General features: G+C 59.6%; 21 protein-coding genes. 8 read left to right on the top strand and 13 right to left on the bottom strand.

Annotation, left to right across the window (positions count from 1 at the left end; translation table 11 throughout):
* Positions 1 to 264: 264 nt before the first annotated feature.
* The 13 genes from VH564_RS19865 to VH564_RS19805 all read right to left on the bottom strand — a co-directional run bounded on the left by VH564_RS19865 (position 265) and on the right by VH564_RS19805 (position 7,765).
* Complete coding sequence (locus VH564_RS19865; RefSeq protein WP_423341588.1) at positions 265 to 645, bottom strand: hypothetical protein; 381 nt, start codon at positions 643 to 645, stop codon at positions 265 to 267.
* A 12-nt stretch (positions 646 to 657) separates the two neighbouring features.
* On the bottom strand, positions 658 to 1,800 hold the full coding sequence (locus VH564_RS19860; RefSeq protein WP_423341587.1) for a phage major capsid protein: 1,143 nt from the start codon (positions 1,798 to 1,800) through the stop codon (positions 658 to 660).
* Positions 1,797 to 2,348: an HK97 family phage prohead protease gene (locus VH564_RS19855; RefSeq protein WP_423341586.1), complete on the bottom strand. Its 552-nt coding sequence runs from the start codon at positions 2,346 to 2,348 to the stop codon at positions 1,797 to 1,799. The genes VH564_RS19860 and VH564_RS19855 overlap by 4 nt, the downstream gene beginning before the upstream one ends.
* A complete protein-coding gene (locus tag VH564_RS19850; RefSeq protein WP_423341585.1) occupies positions 2,348 to 2,791 on the bottom strand; it encodes a hypothetical protein in 444 nt (147 codons plus the stop codon). Before VH564_RS19850 ends, VH564_RS19855 begins: the two co-directional genes overlap by 1 nt.
* Complete coding sequence (locus VH564_RS19845; protein WP_423341584.1) at positions 2,784 to 4,013, bottom strand: phage portal protein; 1,230 nt, start codon at positions 4,011 to 4,013, stop codon at positions 2,784 to 2,786. Before VH564_RS19845 ends, VH564_RS19850 begins: the two co-directional genes overlap by 8 nt.
* 294 nt (positions 4,014 to 4,307) lie before the next feature.
* Positions 4,308 to 4,559: a hypothetical protein gene (locus VH564_RS19840; protein ID WP_423341583.1), complete on the bottom strand. Its 252-nt coding sequence runs from the start codon at positions 4,557 to 4,559 to the stop codon at positions 4,308 to 4,310.
* A complete protein-coding gene (locus VH564_RS19835) occupies positions 4,556 to 5,104 on the bottom strand; it encodes a hypothetical protein (protein ID WP_423341582.1) in 549 nt (182 codons plus the stop codon). The genes VH564_RS19840 and VH564_RS19835 overlap by 4 nt, the downstream gene beginning before the upstream one ends.
* A gap of 210 nt (positions 5,105 to 5,314) precedes the next feature.
* Positions 5,315 to 6,289 (bottom strand): hypothetical protein, encoded by a 975-nt coding sequence (locus VH564_RS19830; protein WP_423341581.1) that lies wholly within the window; start codon positions 6,287 to 6,289, stop codon positions 5,315 to 5,317.
* A 247-nt stretch (positions 6,290 to 6,536) separates the two neighbouring features.
* Complete coding sequence (locus VH564_RS19825; protein ID WP_423341580.1) at positions 6,537 to 6,722, bottom strand: hypothetical protein; 186 nt, start codon at positions 6,720 to 6,722, stop codon at positions 6,537 to 6,539.
* Entirely contained in the window at positions 6,719 to 6,997 is a 279-nt protein-coding gene (locus tag VH564_RS19820) for a hypothetical protein (protein ID WP_423341579.1), read from the bottom strand. The genes VH564_RS19825 and VH564_RS19820 overlap by 4 nt, the downstream gene beginning before the upstream one ends.
* The gene (locus VH564_RS19815; RefSeq protein ID WP_423341578.1) at positions 6,994 to 7,365 is read right to left on the bottom strand and encodes a hypothetical protein; all 372 of its coding nucleotides are present in this window, start codon (positions 7,363 to 7,365) and stop codon (positions 6,994 to 6,996) included. Before VH564_RS19815 ends, VH564_RS19820 begins: the two co-directional genes overlap by 4 nt.
* Positions 7,362 to 7,571 carry a hypothetical protein gene (locus tag VH564_RS19810; protein ID WP_423341577.1) on the bottom strand — a complete coding sequence of 70 codons (210 nt, stop codon included), beginning with the start codon at positions 7,569 to 7,571 and terminating at the stop codon, positions 7,362 to 7,364. The genes VH564_RS19815 and VH564_RS19810 overlap by 4 nt, the downstream gene beginning before the upstream one ends.
* Positions 7,568 to 7,765 carry a helix-turn-helix domain-containing protein gene (locus tag VH564_RS19805; protein ID WP_423341576.1) on the bottom strand — a complete coding sequence of 66 codons (198 nt, stop codon included), beginning with the start codon at positions 7,763 to 7,765 and terminating at the stop codon, positions 7,568 to 7,570. Before VH564_RS19805 ends, VH564_RS19810 begins: the two co-directional genes overlap by 4 nt.
* On the opposite strand from VH564_RS19805, the gene VH564_RS19800 reads away from it, so the two are divergent.
* From VH564_RS19800 to exoR, 8 genes are all read left to right on the top strand, one after another.
* Positions 7,766 to 8,335, top strand: a complete 570-nt coding sequence (locus VH564_RS19800) for an Arc family DNA-binding protein (protein WP_423341575.1) — start codon at positions 7,766 to 7,768, stop codon at positions 8,333 to 8,335.
* Positions 8,316 to 9,509 (top strand): tyrosine-type recombinase/integrase, encoded by a 1,194-nt coding sequence (locus VH564_RS19795; protein ID WP_423341574.1) that lies wholly within the window; start codon positions 8,316 to 8,318, stop codon positions 9,507 to 9,509. Before VH564_RS19800 ends, VH564_RS19795 begins: the two co-directional genes overlap by 20 nt.
* A gap of 332 nt (positions 9,510 to 9,841) precedes the next feature.
* The gene (locus VH564_RS19790) at positions 9,842 to 10,513 is read left to right on the top strand and encodes a protein-L-isoaspartate O-methyltransferase family protein (protein ID WP_423341573.1); all 672 of its coding nucleotides are present in this window, start codon (positions 9,842 to 9,844) and stop codon (positions 10,511 to 10,513) included.
* 231 nt (positions 10,514 to 10,744) lie between these two features.
* Positions 10,745 to 11,728: a DUF2497 domain-containing protein gene (locus VH564_RS19785; protein ID WP_423341572.1), complete on the top strand. Its 984-nt coding sequence runs from the start codon at positions 10,745 to 10,747 to the stop codon at positions 11,726 to 11,728.
* A gap of 119 nt (positions 11,729 to 11,847) precedes the next feature.
* Complete coding sequence (locus VH564_RS19780; protein ID WP_423341571.1) at positions 11,848 to 14,775, top strand: valine--tRNA ligase; 2,928 nt, start codon at positions 11,848 to 11,850, stop codon at positions 14,773 to 14,775.
* A gap of 385 nt (positions 14,776 to 15,160) precedes the next feature.
* Positions 15,161 to 16,429, top strand: a complete 1,269-nt coding sequence (locus tag VH564_RS19775) for an OmpP1/FadL family transporter (RefSeq protein WP_423341570.1) — start codon at positions 15,161 to 15,163, stop codon at positions 16,427 to 16,429.
* A gap of 67 nt (positions 16,430 to 16,496) precedes the next feature.
* On the top strand, positions 16,497 to 17,723 hold the full coding sequence (locus VH564_RS19770; RefSeq protein WP_423341569.1) for an IS701 family transposase: 1,227 nt from the start codon (positions 16,497 to 16,499) through the stop codon (positions 17,721 to 17,723).
* A 787-nt stretch (positions 17,724 to 18,510) separates the two neighbouring features.
* Positions 18,511 to 19,314 carry an exopolysaccharide production regulator ExoR gene (gene exoR, locus VH564_RS19765; protein WP_423341612.1) on the top strand — a complete coding sequence of 268 codons (804 nt, stop codon included), beginning with the start codon at positions 18,511 to 18,513 and terminating at the stop codon, positions 19,312 to 19,314.
* The last annotated feature ends 37 nt before the right edge of the window (positions 19,315 to 19,351 follow it).

Genomic DNA, 19,351 nt, shown 5'->3' with positions numbered 1-19,351 from the left:
GAAGGTCAGGGCGATTGCGGATCGACTGCTTGTGCATGACGACACAGGATTTCGCCCCGCATCCGCACCATTGGTTTTCAGGCTGGGCGAGGAAGGCTTTTGCTTCGCTCCGCCATTCGGCGTCATAGCCACGGTCGCGGGCGCTGGGGCGGGTCTTGTCAAACCGTGCCTTGCGCTCGCGTGTGGCGCGCTCCTGGCAGACACAGATCACCCCGTCAGGGATGACCTTTCCGCATCTGCATATGCGAGGAGCGCGGGATGGCATCAGGCCACCGGACGATCGACGGCGTGGCCCTTGATGGCGATGACGCTCACGAAGATGGAAGTGCCGCTCCCCTTGGTAAGGACGGGCCGCACGTAGCGCTTGAAGCCACGATAGCCGACCTTCGCGGTGCTGTTGGCCGCCAGGTTGCCGGATACCGGCGCCTGATAGTGATCGTCATCCACCGCCGTGAAGGTGGCGTTATCGTCGCTCTCCTCCAGCGTGAGTGTGAAAGCGCCGGACGCGGTGCGAACGCCCGTGGTGGCGACGAATGCCACGCTGTCGAAGCCGAGCATATCAACGGAGTTACCGTTGGTGCTGGCGGCGATGTCGGCAGGCGCAATGCTCTGCACGACACCGATGTTATGAACGAGGTCACGCATGGGCGTTTCTCCTTACGAGGTTGCCATCTTGAGTTTGCGGAGGGCTTCGGCGAGGGTCGGACCGCCACCGACACGCCGGCGAGCGTGGAAGCGAACCATGCCTTTCGTCGCCTGGGTGAAGGGGTCGCGAAGGATCGACATGCCCACGCGGTCGAAGATGCGGTAGGCCTTGCTGAAATCGCCGTACCAGATTGGATAGGTGCCGTTGGCGATGTCCGGCATAGTCGGATCTTCGATAACCGGGCGACCGAGCAACGTCGAAGGCTGGCCGGCCTGAAGGCTGGGCTGCCAAAGGTAATTGCCGTTGGCGTCCTTCAGGGTGCGGATGATCCCGAGCGTGGTGCCGTTCATCAGCCAGGAGCCGGTGTTGCGATACGCCTGCGGCAGCGAATAGAGCAGCGCGATCAGCTTGTCCGAGTTGACCACCGTAGCGCTACCATTGACGACTTCACCGACGCCGGACATGCGCTGGATCCCGAGCGGCTTTCTCGCGCCGTCCCCGTTCGAAAAAGCGCCGTTCTCCTTGACCGCGAATTCCTGCGACAGCTCGGTCGCGATTTCGCTTTCGACGTTGATGGCCGAGTCTTCCAGAAGACGATTGCTGACATCGATGTAGCAGGCGATTTCGTGAATCGGGATTTCGATCTGACCATAGGTCATCGTCGTCTCGTCCCGCTCCTCGTCTTCACCCACCCACGATGCCGTCGGGCGGCCGGTAAGCTTCGGAAGGATGACGGAGCCGGCGGATGTCGAGCCGACCCGAACCGCCTGTCGAATGGGAGAGATTTCGACGATGCCGCGAATGACTTCGGTCTGGAATTCTGCCGGAGCCAGATAGCCGCCCTTCGTGTCGTCGCCGACGATCAGGGCGCGTACCTCTTCGGCGTCCATGCGATTGTCACCAAGACGGAGGAAGTTGGTGAAAGCGCGGCGCTCGATCGGCACCACGTCGTTTCCTGGCAGGTTGGTGCCACCGGGCCGGCTCATCCGGGTTTCCAGATCCGTGACCTGGCTGCGGATTTCATCGATGCCAGAAAAGCGTGTTTCGAACTCGGTGATCCGAGTTTCCATGGCCGCGACAAGAGCCGTGGCAGCGGCCAGCGGATCGTCTTCGTCCGGCTCGGCGCGGGTTTCGAGATTGAGGAACTGTTTCATGCTGTCTTCCTTTTGACTGCGAGAGCGCATTTCGCCTTCCGGCATGCTTCGACGAAGGCCGCTGCACTCTCGGAAGTGCGGCCGTGACTGCGGATGGAGGTGATCCGGGCACTGCCGGCTGATGGCATGCCCACGAGGGAGATTTCGCGGACATCGACGCCGGTCAGGACGCGGACGCCGGACTGGCGGGTCTCGCCGCCCTTGAGGACGCGGAAGCCGATCGACAGACCGTTCAGCGCGCCGGCCTTCAGCAGCTCATGTGCCTCTTTGCCGCGTGTGGTGGCGATGATGAGCTGGCCGCGAACGAACAAGCCCTTGTCGTCTTCTCGCACTTCATTCCAGACGCCGATGATGTCGGAAGGATCGTGCGACCAGAGCATGACGGGTTTCGTTCCCGCTGCCCGGTGCTGCTCGATCGATGCCCGGAAAGCGCCGCGCTTGACTATCTCGTTGTGGCCGTTGCGCTCGCCCCAGATGACCGCATAGCCGGAGAACTCGCCTGCATCGGTTGGTGCTTCGAAGCGCAGGGAGAGGTCGAGGTGATCCATCAGCGGCGCTCCGGTGCGTAGTGGCGGCGGTCACCGGCGAAGGCGTCGACCTGGGCCTGGATCCACGTTCCGGCGCGAAGGATGCGGATGATGTTCTTGTGAGATAGCGCCAGGGGCTTGCCCTCTTCCTCGACTTCCATCAGAAGCACGCACTTGGCGAGGCAGTTGATCCGGGCGGTTTCACGCGCTTCAGCAGACACAGTGCCATCGGGCCGTGCCGCCTCGGCCAATTCATCCATCATCTGGATTCGAGCGCGGTGCTGGACGTCACTGTCAGGTCCGGCGATCCGGAAGCGCATCCCGGTGGGCTGACCTGTCCATGGATCGATGACCATAAGCTCGCGTCCGCGATCCTGATCAGCGACGTTGCCGAGAACGTCGTCGAGCCCAATCACGGTGGGCTGTAGTGGTACGGCGACGGCTTTTGCCCTTGGCTCACGCATTGGCTGGCTCCTGCGAAGGCGTCGGATCATCGAGCGGCGGGCCGCCGTTGTGTCCCATGCTCGGATCGACGTTGATGTGAGGGTTGCTGAAATCGTCGCCGCCGGAATAGCCGGCCATGCCGAGCCAACTCCGGCCTTCGTTCGGGTTGATGACCTTGGCGCTGATCAGGCTGGATATGGCAGCGGCGCGAACCTGCAGATCGGCGCGGGTCAAGTCGTCGCGATCGAAGCTGATGCGGAACTTCTTGCGCTCCTCTTTGGTGAAGAGCGCCCGAGCCAGCGCGGTTTCCAGCGCCCGCAACCACGGCTCCAGGGTGTAGGTCAGGAACTCGAAGCCCATCTGCTCGCTGTTAGACCACGTTGCTCGATCGAGCTCGAATAGCATCGAAGGAGGGACGCGGAAGGCACGGGCTATTTCGAGGATCTGGAATTTGCGCAGCTCGAGGAACTGGCTGTCGACGCTGTTCAGCATCATCTGCCGGAACTCGGCACCATCCCAGAGGATCGCTGTTTTTCCAGTCTTGTCCGCGCCGTCGTGGGCAGCGCGCCAAGACTTGATCATTTTCCTCACGCCTTCGTCGCCGAGGGGCTTCGGCGTCTGGATCACGCCACCAGGTCGAGCGCCGTTCTTGAAGAGCATGGCGGCATGGCGTTCCATCTGCTGGGCAACGCCGATTGCTTCGGCTGCCAGCGTCAAGGGCGATCGATCGAACGGGCACCGCACATGAACGACGTTCCGGATGTCGACTATCTGCCCGTCCATGCGATAGGTCGGCTCGGCCGTCCACGGATCATAGGTGACGTTGATCGCGCCGGGCTGGTAGCGGATGACTTCGCGGATCTCGCCGCGAACGCGGTTGACGTAGGCAAGGCCGCCCCAATCCCGTGTGAGGCCGTCTGCGCAAAGATCCCGGATTAACTCGAAGCCCGATGTCCATGGATTGGCATCGCCTGTCAGGATTGCAGCGACGGGATGGCCAGGGATTGGTGTCTCAGTGCCGTCGGCCTGGACTTCCACAACGCGGATGTCGAGGGTGGCTGCGGCTTCGGAGATAACGCGCACGGCGGATGCGACGGCAGGCACCCGAAGGGCAGCGGCTCCGGAGACGGCGACGGAGCCAGATGATTGACCAGACCAGAGCGCATGCAGAACGCCGTCCATGTCGGCGACGTCCGCGTCTCTCGTTTCAAGTTCGGATCGGGAAAAAGGCCACAGCTTCATGCATAAGTTTATGCCTTATGCGGACCCCCGTGTGATAACGGTTTTAGACGGGAATTCGTGGCTATATATTGGTATCCGAAGTTGAGTCGTGAAAGGCTGGTCGAGAATGTGGTTGGAACTCACTGCACTACCCAGTAAGGACAAATTTGCCGTCAACATGGATTATGTCGTGCAGATGTTCCCTGTGGCGGAAGGGACGATGCTTGAGCGCCAGACTAAGGACAGAGTTCACGTGGCCGAATCTATGGCCGCCATCCTGACGCAAATTCGTCTTACAAAAGGATAGCGCGAGGATTATCCTTCTCTATAATTTCGTAGGAACGTGATGAGTTCGTCCTCAAAGGCAAAGTAACGTCCGCCGACTTGTTTTACCGGCGACCCCTCCTGCTTTGCCAATGTATCCCGGACGAAGTCGGTACCGACGCCGATCCGCTTCCCAATCGCTGGCAGCGTCCAGATGATCTTGTCACGCGTTACATGACGTGACGTCACGTTACGGTCGAGTAGGGCATCGAGGCGTTCGGGCGTGAGCGCTGGGCGGTTCATTCAAAATCCTCAAGATCGTCTGTGGTCAGCTTTCCGACCTGCTTCATGATATCGATGCGGCTGCTCGGCTTCTTTGGTTTGTCTTTCGCTAGACCCTGGATGGGTGTCGGAATTACCCCGGCCACCGTGATCGGCAGACAGGGGTGGCCGGCGGCCTGAAGCTTGATCAATAGATCATTTCGCTTCTGCCAATCCTGCCCGGTATGAACTTTGACGCGAACTCCGTTCTCGAAGCGCTCAATCGTCCATTGAGGTAGGCCAAATCGACCGTCGGTGCGTTCCCAATATTCGAACCGGAGGACCGGCGGCCGGGACTTGAAGGGCCTTCTAAGATCAATGCGGGAACCGGCTCGGATCTGAGCCGGTCGGCTCTCGTGCCGCAGAAACTCCTCTGCCTGCGTCTTGGTGCCAAACACCTTGGCAATCATTTTCCGCTCGTCGGCGCTGACGGGGGTATGCTCAGTTTTGGACACACCCCCTTTAGTTAGGTTACGCGTCCAACGTTCAATGTCTTCTGGCGAGGGTTCATTATCTTCCTGGTTCATGCTTTCCTCGAATCAGCGTGAAGCTTTTCTTGGGGGAGGGCGACATAAATACCTAACATCGCCAATGCAGGTTTGAGTATCGTATCGTGATCCACAGGATTCATGCGACTTTTATACTTAATCCTGTGGTTGACATAGCCATCCTTTTTTCAAACCGAAGCGCGACAGAGCGAGCGCACTTCCAGTTCTTTCTCGATGACGGACCGGTGCTCATGCTGCGTCCATCCATGGTTCGATATCGTATTCGTATAGGTAGCCGTCCATGAGGTCGCCTATCAGGCGGGGCCACTCGGTTTCGGGCACGTGGTGACGGCGCAGGAACGCGTGTCCGGCTTCGATCGACCGTGGCGCAGGCAGCGGCTCGCGGCTGAGCGGCCGGCCCTGCTTTGACTTCGGATGCTTGGCATCCTGCCAGCGAGGTGAAGGTGCAACGGCAACGCTACGGGTTTCAAGCTGACCGGGCTGAAGTTGCTGCGCTGCCGAAGGGACAGCAGGTGTAGCTTCCATGGTGGATAGAACCGCATCGCCGTTCCTCGCGGCTTCGTATGGATTAGGCTTAGGAGCGGGTGAGGAAGCGGACCCTGAACGCGACAGTGAAGGCGCAGGACTAGGCTGCTCTTTTTTTTCTTTTTCCCCAACGCCGAGTGAAGGTTCAGTTCGCGTAAACGTACCCTCTTTAACTTTCTCCTTATCCAAAGCTAATTCTTTATCAAGGGTAACTCTATCAAGTATATTGGTCCATACGGGTGAACCTTCACCTAGCCGTTTCTGCACCTTCACATCGTGTGAACCTTCACCTTTTGAACCTTCACTTATTGAACCTTCACCTCCGACATGAACCTTCACTTCTGGAAGCGTAAAATAGATGCGGCGGATCCGACCGATGGCCTCGCCTTTCTCGTCACGCTTGACCATCGTCTGGCGTTCAATGAGGTGAGCATCTTCGAGGGAGATAAGGCCACGCTTGGCAGTCGACGGGCTATTTGTTCCGATCGCGCCGGCTAGTTCTTCGTCGCTCGGGAACGCAAAGCCGTACTCACGATTTAGGAACGTCGGCAGCACACCAGCAATCCTCAAGCCCGCGCGGGAAAGAGCGCTGCTTGCCGCTGCGCTCCTCCATTTATCGCGAAGTTGATGGAAGCCAGCATTATCCGCCGACTTGAAGTCGATGCGCGTCTGGCTCATGACTTGGGCTTCTCCCGATGCGCTAGGGAGTGGTGGAACCGGCAAAGCCAGATTACCTTCAGCGGGCGGCGATAATCGGGGTGGTGCGCGTCAGTCCGCGGATTTCCGCAGACCTTGCAGGGGAGCTTGACGAGCGCCCCCCTGCGAAGGGCAGCGCTGACCGCGAGGTGCGCCCTGTACTTTTGCGGGTTGTCCAGCCGCCATTGTGCTTGGCGACCGACGACTTGTTCTTCGGAATCATCGGTGCTCACTGATTCGGCACTCCGATCAAGCGGAGCCGACCGCACTCGCGGCTGTCCTCGTCGAAGGTCTCTTCCAGTTCGTCGTCTTCAAGGTCCGGATCACCGTCCAGCAAGTCGAGAAGCGCGATCATCTCTTCGATGCGGTGCTCGATCTCTGAACGGCGGAAACGGTAGATGGCGGGGCTCTTCATGCTTTTAGCCCTCCGGTCACCTGTCCATACTCCATCGCTGGACCGAACCGCCCGCGGGGATCGTGGAAGCCTTTCTCGTCCAGAGTGATGACACCGCTCCCGGCCGCCAGCACAATCCAGTCTTCACCGGTCTCTTCGAGGATCAGAGCGCGAAGTCGGACCAAGTATTCCCGGATCTCCTCCTTGCGACTTCGCTTCGCCTCAGCCGTGGCGACGGCGGTATGGCTCGTCACTGCGAGGACGATGCCGCCTTTGAGAACGGTTCTCCGGTTCATCGAACAGCCTCCTCGAAAGCGGCCTCAATCTTGCAGACAAAATCGCGGCTTTGATAAAGGGCGAAATAAATGTCGTCGCGCTCGGAGCGGAGGATATTATAGGTTTCCACACCCCGTTTACCGAAAATCGGCTCCAAGTCCTCTCGGAGAGCGTCCTCGACGAGCTTTTGCAAGATTGAAATCATCCGCACGGCGTCGCTAATCGGGTTCTCGAAAAGGTCGTAAAGGTCTTTTCGGGCTGGCTTTGCCGCCGACCCGGTGTTACTCTCTAGGCTGTTCATTGATGATCCCTCCAGGATTGTTGAACCGGCTCGGTTTGAGGTTGCCGCCTCTGCCGAGCCTTTTTCGTTTTGAGATTTTGTATTCATGCTGCTTCATGCTCCGCGATGAATTTGGCGACGTCGTCCAGGTCGAGATCGAACCGAGCGCCATCCACAACGGTGTTGTTCACGAAATCAACAATCCGATAGCCGCCAAGGTTGTCGATACTGTCCTTACGCCAGTTGGATTTTTGCAGCTTGTAACCGAGCATGGCTGCGCGTAGCCGCAAGTTTAAGATTGAGAGGGTGCTCATGCCGCGTCTTCCATGAAGAACGCGATGAGCTTGCTGCGCTCAATCACCCAGCGTCCGCCGACTTTTTTTGCCGGCAGAGCGCCGCTCGCCAACATGTAGTTTGTCTGTCGGTGGGTGCGCCCGATGATCCTGGCTATTTCTTCGACTTCCCAAATCAAATCGAGGGAATGATCTGTTTTTTCCGTGGTTGCCATATGACGGTAATCCTCTGTTCATATCCAGCAGATACATGTATCCAGCAGGTGGTATTTACAGTCAAGCGTAAATCGTATCTGCTGGATATGATTTCAGGGGAATGTGCGGCTATGGGTGCAAACAGAACAAATACCGATCAATTTCAGTTGCGGCTTCCTCCGGGTCTTCGCGACCGCATAAAGGCGTATGCCGATCGCCATAACCGCAGCCTCAATGCAGAGATTGTTCGCGTGCTTGAACGTGAATATCCAGAACAGTGGCCTCTCGATGTTAGGCTCACGCAATTACAGGTGATGGCCAACGCTTTAACAAAAGCGCTCGACGTGCCGAAACTCGACGAACTTGGAGCGGCGATCGAGGATATGCTGGGCGCTGTAGCCACCGGCCAAGTGTCTGGGGTTGATGTGGATACACGTCAAAAAGTGGCTGAATGGCTTGCTGATTGGCAAGGGTCATTGGATGTCGCAAACACTCAGAACTATGAAGATGCTTTGGATCCAGAGGAGCTGGAAAACCGCAACATATCGGGAAAAACAGCGAAAATAGTCGATGTCGATAAGAAAGCGTGAATGGACCACTCCTGGAGGCGTCAAAAAATCCGCTTGGGTGGTCGACTACAGTGACACCACCGGGAAGCGCCGGCTTAAGACCTTTTCCCGGAAGAAGGACGCCGACCAATTCGCCGCCACCGCCTCTGTGGAGGTCAGGGAAGGCATTCACGTCGCCGACAGCGCGTCTGTCACAGTAGCGACCGCCGGCAAGCTGTGGATCGCCTCTGGCGAGAACGCTGGCCTCGAGCGCTCGACGATCAAACAGCGCAAGACCCACCTCGACTATCACCTCGTGCCGCTGATCGGCGCCACGCTGCTGTCAAAGCTGACCGTGCCGGCCGTCCGCGAGTTCGAAGACCGAATGCGGATCGAGGGCCGATCGCCGGCAATGCGGAAAAAGGTTCTGACGTCGCTTGGATCGATCCTCGCAGACGCGGCCGAACGGGGCTTGGCGACTCGCAATCCTGTCAGGGATATCCGCGGCACGAGGAAGGGCCGCGACAGGCGCCAGGAGAAGCGCCAGAAGGGCCGGGTCGAGGTCGGAGTGGACATTCCCACCCGCGAGGAGATCAAAGCGCTCCTTGGCGCACTGGATGCACACTGGAGACCACTGCTTATCACCGCCGTGTTTACCGGCATGCGCTCATCTGAGTTGCGGGGACTGGCATGGAAGGAAGTTGATTTCAAGCGTGGCGAGATCACCGTAAATCAACGGGCCGACCAGTTCGGCGAAATCGGTCCACCGAAATCGGAGGCGGGGGTTCGAGTTATCCCCGTGCCCCCGATCGTCATCAACGCCTTGAGAGAACACAGGCTGCAGCAAAGCAAGTTGGCGCACCTGGTGTTCGGCAATCCGGATGGCGGTCCCCGCTCACATTCGAACATCGTGAACAAGGGGCTCAAACCAGCCATGAAACGAGCCGGGGTGACGGTCACCACCGGTGAGATTGACAAGGATGGAAACCCGATCGTCGAGGCGAAATATACCGGTCTCCACTCCCTGCGGCATTTCTACGCGAGTTGGCTGATCAATCGCAAGGAAGACGGCGGCCTTGGTCTGCCTACAAAAATGGTCCAGGAACGGCTAGGCCATGCATCTATTGTGATGACAATGGATGTCTACGGTCACCTGTTTCCGAGAACAGACGATGGGACAGAACTAGCACAAGCCGCGAACATTCTGCTCAGCTAAGTGGGCGTTCGATGCAACATGGACGCAACATGAACCCATTTTATGCAACGAAAACAGCATCGGGTGAAAGTCTGCAAATCCTCGTACCCCGGTTCAATTCCGGGCGAGGCCTCCAAATTTTCCCAGCAAGCACATTTTTGATTATCAAAGCTTAGCCCGTTTTTGGCGCCGATATTGATGCGATGCGTGCGAAGGCGGACCTTGTCTATATCTCTTAAAGGTCTCCCGATCCCTCCACGAAAATCCCTTGTGCCTGCATCCACGCCTTGAAAGCTTTCGCGGTGGCGACTAAGACGGTGCACGGACAATGGGCTTTGGATGGGGCGGACAGGATGATGGATTTCGAAAAAGCGCGGCTGAAGATGGTCGAGAGCCAGATCAGGACCACCGATGTCACCTCGCACTCCTTGCTCAACGCCTTTCTGGCGGTGCCGCGCGAAGTCTTCGTGCCGGACGAGCTCAAGCCGCTCGCCTATGTCGACAACGATATCGAGATCTCACCGGCGCGCGACGGCAACGCGAAGCGCTACCTGATGCAGGCTTCGCCGCTTGCCAAGCTGCTGCAGCTTGCCGCAGTCCGCAAGACGAATGTCGTGCTCGAGGTCGGTGCCGGCACCGGCTATGCGTCGGCGCTGCTGTCGCTGATCGCCGGTTCCGTCGTGGCGCTGGAATGCGACGAGGCCCTGGCGGCGAAAGCCCGGGACAATCTGTCGACGCTTGGGCACGGCAATGTCTCGGTCGTCACCGGTCCGCTCGAAAAGGGCCATGCAGCGGGCGCGCCCTATGACCTGATCTTCGTCAACGGCGCCGTCGAGCAGGTGTCGCCTGACCTTTTGGACCAGCTGCGCGACGATGGCCGGCTTGTCGCCGTCCAGGGTTTTGGCAACTCCGCCCGCGCCTCCGTCTTCGTGCGCGAGCGCGGTGCGATCTCGGCCAACACCTTCTTCAATGCTTCGGTCAAGGCTCTGCCTGGTTTCGCCAAGCCGAAGGAATTCGTGTTCTAGGCAAGGCTGGATCTTCGACGGCGATATCTGACGGGCGCTATCAGCGCCCGTTTCGTTTTGCGATGGCTGCGCGAATTTGCGGCGCTGGACAAGCAGAACAAAACTGTGCACCAGCCCGCATAGTTGATTCGCGGTGATTTTTTTCCCTCTTGGAGTATTCTAAGGTGACGACGATTCGAAATGCCGGCGGGCCGGGATGACAATCGTTTCTGCAGAATAACGGGGATGAAAATGGCTCAGTCCAATGTTGCGCGTGAACCGTCGATGGAAGAGATACTCGCTTCGATCCGGAAGATCATAGAGAGCAACGAGCCGGGTGGCGCTCCGTCCCTGTCGGCATCCCTGCCGCCTGTCTATGTCAGCCACGAAGACGATGCCGACATTCACTTGACGATCGACGATGAACTCGAGGCGATCGACCATGATGGCGTGCCGCCAATGGCGTCTGACCCGGATCCCCGTTTCGTTGCCGCCAATTCTGCGGGCCGCGAACCGGAGACCGCGCCGCGCAGCACCATGTCGCTTGCCGATGTCGCCGCCCGTGTCCGCGCCGCCTCCGACCGCAATTCCGCGCAGTTGAACCCGCAGCGCGAGACGCAGCCGTCGCGCGAAATGCCGCCGGCCATGGCGGCCCGCTTGGCAGAGGTGCGCCTCGGTGGGCACCCGATGCAGGCAGAGACCATCGAACCCGCGCCGATGGCTGCCGTGTCTATGGGTTTCGCCGCCGAGATGTCCGATGTCGTCGTGCCGATGCGCCCGATCGAGCCATCTGCCGATGTCGTCGGCGCGCATGCTCGCTCGCAGCCCCATGAAAACGAGAGCGGACCAGCGCGCGAGATGCCCCGATCGAGCCAGGCAGCGCAGCCCGAAGGGGCGGCGGCGCCCGTGGCGGAACGCGCAGCAGCCGCGCAGCCGAGCTATGCCGAACCAGCCGCCGCCTTCGTCGCGCCGGTCGAGCAGCATGACCGCTTCCTGCCGAAGCTGCAGGAGGAAGCCCATAAGATGCTGGTCTCCGAGGCAACCGGAGAGCAGGTGGCCCGTTCCTTCGACGAACTCGCTGCCGCACTCGGCGCCGAGCGCCGCTCTCTCGACGAAATTGCCCAGGACATGCTGCGGCCGATGCTGCAGGAATGGCTCGATGATAACCTGCCGACGCTGGTCGAGCGCCTCGTGCGCGAGGAGATCGAACGGGTGGCGCGCGGGCCTCGCCGCTAAGCCAAAGGTCCACCGTCCCGAACAGCCGCTCCCAGCGCCGGGGCGGCTTTTTTATTGACTTGCCGACAGGCATCCTATTTACCAACCGCATCACCGAACCCTCTAGATGCGGTCCAAAAATGCTCGAAAAGACTTATGATTCCGCCGCTGTTGAGCCGAAAATCGCCCAGAAATGGGACGAGGCGGATGCCTTTCGCGCCGGCGCCAACGCCAAGCCGGGTGCCGAGACCTTCACCATCGTCATCCCGCCGCCGAACGTCACCGGCTCGTTGCACATGGGCCATGCGCTCAACAACACGCTGCAGGACATCATGGTCCGCTTCGAGCGGATGCGCGGCAAGGACGTGCTGTGGCAGCCAGGCATGGACCATGCCGGCATCGCGACACAGATGGTGGTCGAGCGCAAGCTGAAGGAACATCAGCTGCCGGGCCGTGTCGCCATGGGCCGCGAAGCCTTCATCGACAAGGTCTGGGAGTGGAAGGACGAATCCGGCGGGTTGATCTTCAACCAGCTGAAGCGGCTCGGCGCCTCCTGTGACTGGTCGCGCGAGCGCTTCACCATGGACGAGGGGCTGTCCGAGGCCGTGCTCAAGGTCTTCGTGTCGCTCTACAAGGAAGGCCTGATCTATCGCGGCAAGCGGCTGGTCAACTGGGACCCGCAGTTCGAAACCGCGATCTCCGACATCGAGGTCGAGAACCGCGAAGTCGACGGCCACATGTGGCACTTCAAGTATCGCCTGGCCGGCGGCGAGACCTATACCTATCTCGAGAAGGATGCGGACGGCAACGTCACCTTCCAGGAAGAGCGCGACTACATCGCGATCGCCACCACGCGGCCGGAAACGATGCTGGGCGATGGTGCGGTGGCCGTTCACCCGTCCGACGAACGCTATGCGCCGATCGTCGGCAAGCTCTGCGAGATCCCGGTCGGGCCGAAGGAGCATCGCCGCCTGATCCCGATCATCACCGACGAGTATCCGGAACCGGATTTCGGCTCCGGCGCGGTGAAGATCACCGGTGCCCATGACTTCAACGACTACCAGGTCGCCAAGCGCAACGACATTCCGCTCTACCGGCTGATGAACGGTCGCGCCGAAATGCGCGATGACGGCGAGCCCTACGACGTCTGTGCCGCTCAGGCGCAGGCGATTGCCCGCGGCGGCGAGATGCCGACGGAAGCCGAAATCGACGATATCAACCTCGTGCCGGAAGAGTATCGCGGCCTCGACCGTCTCGTTGCGCGCAAGCGCATCGTCGACGCGATCAACGCCGAGGGCCTGGCGGTCACCGTCAAGGATGCCGAAGGCAACGATATTCCCTACGTCGAGAACAAGAAGATCATGCAGCCGTTCGGCGACCGCTCGAACGTCGTCATCGAGCCGATGCTGACCGACCAGTGGTTCGTCGATGCCAAGACGCTGGCCGAGCCGGCCATGGCTTCTGTTCGCGAGGGCCGCACCAATTTCGTGCCGAAGAACTGGGACAAGACCTATTTCGAATGGATGGAGAACATCCAGCCCTGGTGCATTTCCCGCCAGCTCTGGTGGGGTCACCAGATTCCCGCCTGGTACGGTCCGGATGGTCAGGTTTTCGTCGAGAAGACCGAAGAGGAAGCGTTGCAGGCGGCTATCCAGCACTACCTTTCCCACGAGGGTATCTGGAAGGCCTGGGTCGAGGAAAAGCTGGAGAATTTCAAGCCCGGCGAAATCCTGATCCGCGACGAAGATGTGCTCGACACCTGGTTCTCGTCCGCGCTCTGGCCCTTCTCGACGCTTGGCTGGCCCGAGCAGACGCCGGAGCTTGCCCGCTACTATCCGACCAACGTGCTGGTCACCGGCTTCGACATCATCTTCTTCTGGGTTGCCCGGATGATGATGATGGGCCTGCACTTCATGAAGGACGAGGCCGGCAATTCGGTCGAGCCGTTCAACACCGTCTATGTCCACGCGCTGGTTCGAGACAAGAACGGCCAGAAGATGTCGAAGTCGAAGGGCAACGTCATCGATCCTCTGGAGCTTATCGACGAATACGGCGCCGATGCGCTGCGCTTTACGCTGGCCATCATGGCGGCGCAGGGGCGTGACGTGAAGCTCGATCCGGCCCGCATCGCCGGCTACCGCAATTTCGGCACCAAGCTCTGGAACGCCACGCGCTTTGCCGAGATGAACGGGGCTGTCAGCGGCGCCACTTTCGTGCCGGAGGCTGCGGAACTGACGGTCAACCGCTGGATCCTGACCGAGCTTGCCCGCACGACGCGCGACGTGACCGAGGCGCTTGAGGCCTACCGCTTCAATGACGCAGCCAGCGTTCTCTACCGTTTCGTCTGGAACCAGTTCTGTGACTGGTACCTGGAGCTGCTGAAGCCGGTCTTCATGGGCGACGACGAGGGTGCCAAGGTCGAGGCGCAGGGCTGCAGCGCCTACGTGCTGGAGGAGATCTACAAGCTGCTCCACCCGTTCATGCCGTTCATGACCGAGGAGCTGTGGGCGCATACGGCCGGCGAGGGCGTTGTCCGGGACAGCCTGATCTGCCATGCCGACTGGCCGGCGCCATCCTATGCCGACGATGTCTCTGCCGATGAGATCAACTGGCTGATCGACCTGGTGTCGGGCATCCGCTCGGTCCGTTCGGAAATGAACGTGCCACCGGCGGCGACCGCGCCGCTGGTTTTCGTCGATGCCAACGCCCTGACCCGCGAGCGGCTGTTCCGTCACGATGCAGCGATCAAGCGGCTGGCGCGCGTCGAAGCGATCTCGGTCGCCGATACCTCGCCGAAGGGATCGGCACAGATCGTCATCGGCGAGGCGACGGCCTGCCTGCCGCTGGGCACGCTGATCGATCTCGACACCGAGCGCAACCGCCTCGAAAAGGCTATCGGCAAGGCGCAGACGGAAGCGGACCGTATCGTCGGCAAGCTGTCGAACGAGCGGTTCGTCGCCAACGCCAATCCCGACGTCGTCGCTGCCGAGCGGGCACGGCTGGAAGAACTGCAGGGCCAGCTGGCAAGTCTCAAGGTCGCGCTGGCTAGGCTCAGCGAAATCGGCTGATCAGAGAATCAATTGGAATAACGGAGGCGCGTGGCATGCCACGCGCTTTCATCTGCGCTTCACAAAGCCTTCCCTAAGGTTGTTTTCACCTCGACCAAATTCCCCATGGTTGACTGATGGGTTGCTTATTTTATAAGCGATCTGATATTCATCAGGTGTGACGCATTTGAGCTAAATAGGCTCCCGGCGGAAAAATATTCCTGGAAACCGCTCCCGAAACGCGTTTCTAGGCAAATATTCTAATCTTCGGTTTTTTTCCGGCGCATGGATGGGAACCGCACAAGCCACTCGGCTAAAATTGTCGGTGTCCTAAGTACTGAGCCTCATTGCCTATTTCGCCAGCCGCCCTAGGATCGCCGCGAAAATGGCGAGCTGGGGATATAGAATGATCGACCGCGCTTTGGCGAAGACCACTTTGGCTGTGGTCGCCTGCTTCAGCCTGGCAAATTCGGCCGCTGCCGGCGGCATCGAGCGCTACGGCTATGACATCGACCTGTTGTTCGACACGTCGCGCTACGTCATGGACGGGGGCGTCACCTATGTGATGCCGGGTCGCAAGATCACCAACGCACGAGACGTCAATCCCCGGGATGGAAACCTGAACAGCAGGCCGAATTCCGTCAGTGACGGCCCGACCTATGGCGTCCCGTATATCGGCTTCAAGATCGGCGTGACCGACGACGTCGACTGCCTGGCGGATTACTCTGAACCTTTCGGCGCTCACTCTAACCCGGGACTGAACTGGGCAGGGGCGAACTACAATGTCGAGGAAGAGATCCGTAGCCATAATTACGGGCTCACCTGTTCCTACAAGTTCGATCTCGGCCCCGGTCAGTTGCGATTGATCGGCGGCGGTTTCTATCAGGAGGTCTTGGGCTTCAAGGAGCAGCTGGTTGCCCCTTTGCCTGCGCCGCTTTCCTCGCTCTATAGCGGCATGGGGCGGCTTGAACTCAGAGACAATGGCTGGGGCTGGCGTTCGGGCGTCGCTTATGAGATCCCGGAATATGCCATGCGCGCCAGCCTGGTCTACAACAGCCAGGTCAAGTACGACAATCTCACCGGCACTGTCGATCTGACGGGCGTGCCGAAGTTTCTCTACCCCACCAATCCGGCCGTCGGTGCCGTGACCCCGGTCTACGGCTCGGCAACGGCACCCGATTCCCTGGAGCTGAAGCTGCAAACCGGTATCGCTCCCGACTGGCTCGCTTTCGGGTCGGCGACGTGGACGAACTGGAGCACGCTGCAAAGCGTGGCGTTCTGCCCGAAATCGACCCGTGGGGTCGTTGCATGCAAGCCCGGCGGTGCCGCCGAGCTTTCCTCCCTCGACCTCCTCTACAAGGATGGCTGGACGCTGCGTGCTGGTCTCGGCCACAAGTTCAATGCCCAGTGGAGCGGTGCTATCAGCCTTGGCTGGGACCAGGGCACCAGCCATGGCTACGGTCTGTCCTCCGACACCTGGACGCTGGGGGCCGGCCTGTCGTTTGCGCCGACGGAGCATATCGAATATCGGCTCGCAGGGGCCGTCGGCATGCTGACCTCGGGCAAGTCCGGAACCGTGACCTCGAACGGCGTCACCTATGGCGACGATGTCACCTACAGCTACGGCAATGATTTCGTCGGTGTCGTCTCCACCGCTGTGAAGATCAAGTTCTAGCACTACTTTGGCAGATTCAGGCAAGCCTGGTTTGAGATGATATGCGCTCTCACTTTTGGGGCGCGGTATGGCGGATTGGGATACGGAGCTTTCAGCATTTTTGCAGCCGTTTCTGGAGAAGCTTGGACACAAGAAACGGCGACAGATGTCTCCACTTTATGTGTCGGGGCTTATCGGTCCCGGAGACCGCAAGAGTATTGAGCCGATGGCGGAACGGTTCGCTCCAGGCCAGTACGACCGCCTCCACCATTTCATTTCCGACGGCCTTTGGGATGCTGTTCCTCTTGAGGCCGAGCTCGCGCTGCAGGCGGACAGGATCGTTGGCGCATCCGATGCGTTTCTGGTGATTGATGACACCGGCCTGCCGAAGAAGGGTGATCATTCGGTCGGAGTCGCGCCGCAATACGCCTCGATGCTGGGCAAGAGAGCAAATTGCCAGACGCTGGTGTCAGTGACGCTTGCGCGAGACGAGGTGCCGGTCCCGGTTGGCCTGCGTCTGTTCCTGCCGGATAGCTGGATCGGTGATCAGGAGCGCATGGCGAAGGCTGGGGTCCCAGACGACATGCGGACCTCTCGCACGAAGCCGGAGATTGCTCTTGCCGAGATCGATCGGTTGATCGTGACCGGTGTCCGGTTTGGCACAGTGCTGGCTGACGCAGGTTACGGCCTGTCGGCTGCGTTCCGAAAGGGCTTAAGTGAACGTGGCCTCACCTGGGCGGTCGGTATCCCCAAGCATCAGAAGGTTTATCCCGATGATGTCGGATTGATTTTTCCCGTCTCCGGTCATGGCCGTCCCCGCAAGCATTCGATCCCCGACACTCTTTCGGTTGCCGCCGAAACGATGTTGGCATCTGCAAGCTGGAAGAAGGTCAGTTGGCGCCGCGGCACAAAAGGTCGCCTGACCGCACGGTTTGCGGCATTGCGCATCCGGATCGCCGATGGCACGCCGCAGCGCATCTATGACAAGGGACAGCAGCACATGCCGGGCGAAGCGGCTTGGCTAGTTGGCGAATGGCGATCAAACGACGAGCGCAAATACTACCTGTCCAACTTGCCCGTCGATGCGACATTGAAAGTCCTGGCGGCCGCGATCAAGGCGAGATGGGTCTGCGAACAGGCGCATCAGCAGATGAAAGAGGAGCTCGGTCTCGATCACTTCGAGGGCCGATCGTGGCAAGGCCTACATCGGCACGCTCTGATGACGATGATCGCTTATGCTTTTCTCCAGCACCAGAGATTGCAAACTGCAAAGCGGGAAAAAAAAGAATCGACGAGTTCGCCGTGGGCCGCCTGAACCGACCTTGCCAGCCGTCCGTCGAGCCGTGATCAATGCGCTTGCTATACCGACAGCACAGATCCGATGTCCGCACTGTCAACAGCACTTTCAAAGCAAAAATTCAATTCTGCCAAAGTAGTGCTAGTCCGATCACCTCAGGATGCAGGTCGCTCGCTTGCGGGCGCTTTTGGCGTGACTGAACGGGCGGCCTCGGGTGACCCATTTTGTGACGAAATCGCAACACTCGTTTGCAACCGTTTGCCTTGCTTTCGGATGCCGTTGATCTGTCCATTTCCCGCCACAAAGACAGTGCACCGATGATAGCGGGCTCTGGGCGAGCCTATCTGAATACGTGCGTGGGGGGTCGCAGGGACAATTTCCGGAAGTGCTATCGATGTTGTCGCAGAATTGCTCGTGTTGTTTCGAGCTTTCCTGCATAAGCTACCGCAGCACAAAGAAATTCCTTTCTGTATCCGGTGGCCTTCACTGTTGTAAAAATGGCTCGGTGCGGCAAACTCAATGCTGAATTTCGGGTCTGATAAGTGCTTACGCTGGTTTGGTCACAATTTCGCGATACGGTTGAAAATGTGACGAAAGGCAAGGCGATGGATCTTCCCGGTAGGGGTAGCTCCCTCGTGGTGTCGAGGACGGGCGACGGCTGATCTGGGAACGGGGGCGTTTACTGGATTTGTCGGGACGTGAATGCGGGCCGGTGTATGCGGCTTGTGGGAGTTTATTCGGGCGCTGAACGGTGACGAGGGTTTTATCGTGGCGTTTCCGGATAGAGCGAAAGAAATCGACTGTGATGCATAGATCCGAGTTTCCATCAGTACGGGTTATGATGCTTGGCATGGCGCTGATCGTGCCGATGTCTGCTGCCTTGCCTGCCTTTGCTTTCGATATCAACGCCGGCGTCTCCAAGGAATCGGGACCCTTCGACCTCTTCAAGTTCGGCTTCAAGGCCTACAAAAACGGCCAGAAGGAAGAAGCCGTCGAAGCCTACAAATACGCGGCCGAGAAAGGCCATACCGGATCGCGCTGGGCGCTCGCCAACATGTATGCTGACGGCGACGGCGTGGCGCAGGACGATTTCGAGGCTTTCAAGATCTACAACGAGATTGCCCAGCAGGGCGTCGAGCCGGGCTCGGAAGACACCGGCTTCTTCATCAACGCGCTGCTGTCGCTGGCGAACTATTACAAGAGCGGCATACCCAATACGCCGATCAAGAGCGACCTGACCCAGGCTCGCCAGCTCTATTTCCAGGTGGCATCGACCTTCGGCATTGCCGAGGCACAGTTCCAGCTGGCCAAGATGATGCTATCCGGCGAGGGCGGTACGCCGAACGTCCAGCAGGCGAAGAAATGGCTGAACCAGGCCCGCAAGAGCGGCCACCCCGGGGCCATGGCCATCTTCGGCAACATCCTCTTCCAGGAAGGCCAGTCCACACGCGGTCTCGCCTTCATGACGGCGGCGCTCGACAAGTGCAAGCCGAAGGATTGTCCCTGGATGGAAGATCTACAGGAGCAGGCCTTCTCTGTCGCCACTGAAAACGACCGGCGCAACGCCGTCGTCATGGCCCACAAGCTGGATGTGACGGCTGCGGAATAGGGCCGGGGTATCCCAGCTGCAGCGTGGCAGGATCCAA

The organism is Rhizobium sp. HT1-10, from assembly GCF_049472505.1.
GTDB lineage: Bacteria > Pseudomonadota > Alphaproteobacteria > Rhizobiales > Rhizobiaceae > Rhizobium.
This window is presented reverse-complemented; position numbering and strand designations above follow the sequence as displayed.

Bases quoted from the DNA above. Each gene is read 5' to 3' on its own strand.
- VH564_RS19835 (WP_423341582.1), bottom strand. From the start codon at position 5,104: ATGAACCAGGAAGATAATGAACCCTCGCCAGAAGACATTGAACGTTGG.
- VH564_RS19830 (WP_423341581.1), bottom strand. From the start codon at position 6,289: ATGAGCCAGACGCGCATCGACTTCAAGTCGGCGGATAATGCTGGCTTC.
- VH564_RS19840 (WP_423341583.1), bottom strand. From the start codon at position 4,559: ATGAACCGCCCAGCGCTCACGCCCGAACGCCTCGATGCCCTACTCGAC.
- VH564_RS19825 (WP_423341580.1), bottom strand. From the start codon at position 6,722: ATGAAGAGCCCCGCCATCTACCGTTTCCGCCGTTCAGAGATCGAGCAC.
- VH564_RS19770 (WP_423341569.1), top strand. From the start codon at position 16,497: ATGGCGGATTGGGATACGGAGCTTTCAGCATTTTTGCAGCCGTTTCTG.
- VH564_RS19860 (WP_423341587.1), bottom strand. From the start codon at position 1,800: ATGAAACAGTTCCTCAATCTCGAAACCCGCGCCGAGCCGGACGAAGAC.
- VH564_RS19800 (WP_423341575.1), top strand. From the start codon at position 7,766: ATGACGGTAATCCTCTGTTCATATCCAGCAGATACATGTATCCAGCAG.
- VH564_RS19845 (WP_423341584.1), bottom strand. From the start codon at position 4,013: ATGAAGCTGTGGCCTTTTTCCCGATCCGAACTTGAAACGAGAGACGCG.
- VH564_RS19775 (WP_423341570.1), top strand. From the start codon at position 15,161: ATGATCGACCGCGCTTTGGCGAAGACCACTTTGGCTGTGGTCGCCTGC.
- VH564_RS19795 (WP_423341574.1), top strand. From the start codon at position 8,316: ATGTCGATAAGAAAGCGTGAATGGACCACTCCTGGAGGCGTCAAAAAA.
- VH564_RS19850 (WP_423341585.1), bottom strand. From the start codon at position 2,791: ATGCGTGAGCCAAGGGCAAAAGCCGTCGCCGTACCACTACAGCCCACC.
- VH564_RS19805 (WP_423341576.1), bottom strand. From the start codon at position 7,765: ATGGCAACCACGGAAAAAACAGATCATTCCCTCGATTTGATTTGGGAA.
- VH564_RS19815 (WP_423341578.1), bottom strand. From the start codon at position 7,365: ATGAATACAAAATCTCAAAACGAAAAAGGCTCGGCAGAGGCGGCAACC.
- VH564_RS19855 (WP_423341586.1), bottom strand. From the start codon at position 2,348: ATGGATCACCTCGACCTCTCCCTGCGCTTCGAAGCACCAACCGATGCA.
- VH564_RS19785 (WP_423341572.1), top strand. From the start codon at position 10,745: ATGGCTCAGTCCAATGTTGCGCGTGAACCGTCGATGGAAGAGATACTC.
- VH564_RS19790 (WP_423341573.1), top strand. From the start codon at position 9,842: ATGATGGATTTCGAAAAAGCGCGGCTGAAGATGGTCGAGAGCCAGATC.
- exoR (WP_423341612.1), top strand. From the start codon at position 18,511: ATGCATAGATCCGAGTTTCCATCAGTACGGGTTATGATGCTTGGCATG.
- VH564_RS19780 (WP_423341571.1), top strand. From the start codon at position 11,848: ATGCTCGAAAAGACTTATGATTCCGCCGCTGTTGAGCCGAAAATCGCC.
- VH564_RS19820 (WP_423341579.1), bottom strand. From the start codon at position 6,997: ATGAACCGGAGAACCGTTCTCAAAGGCGGCATCGTCCTCGCAGTGACG.
- VH564_RS19810 (WP_423341577.1), bottom strand. From the start codon at position 7,571: ATGAGCACCCTCTCAATCTTAAACTTGCGGCTACGCGCAGCCATGCTC.
- VH564_RS19865 (WP_423341588.1), bottom strand. From the start codon at position 645: ATGCGTGACCTCGTTCATAACATCGGTGTCGTGCAGAGCATTGCGCCT.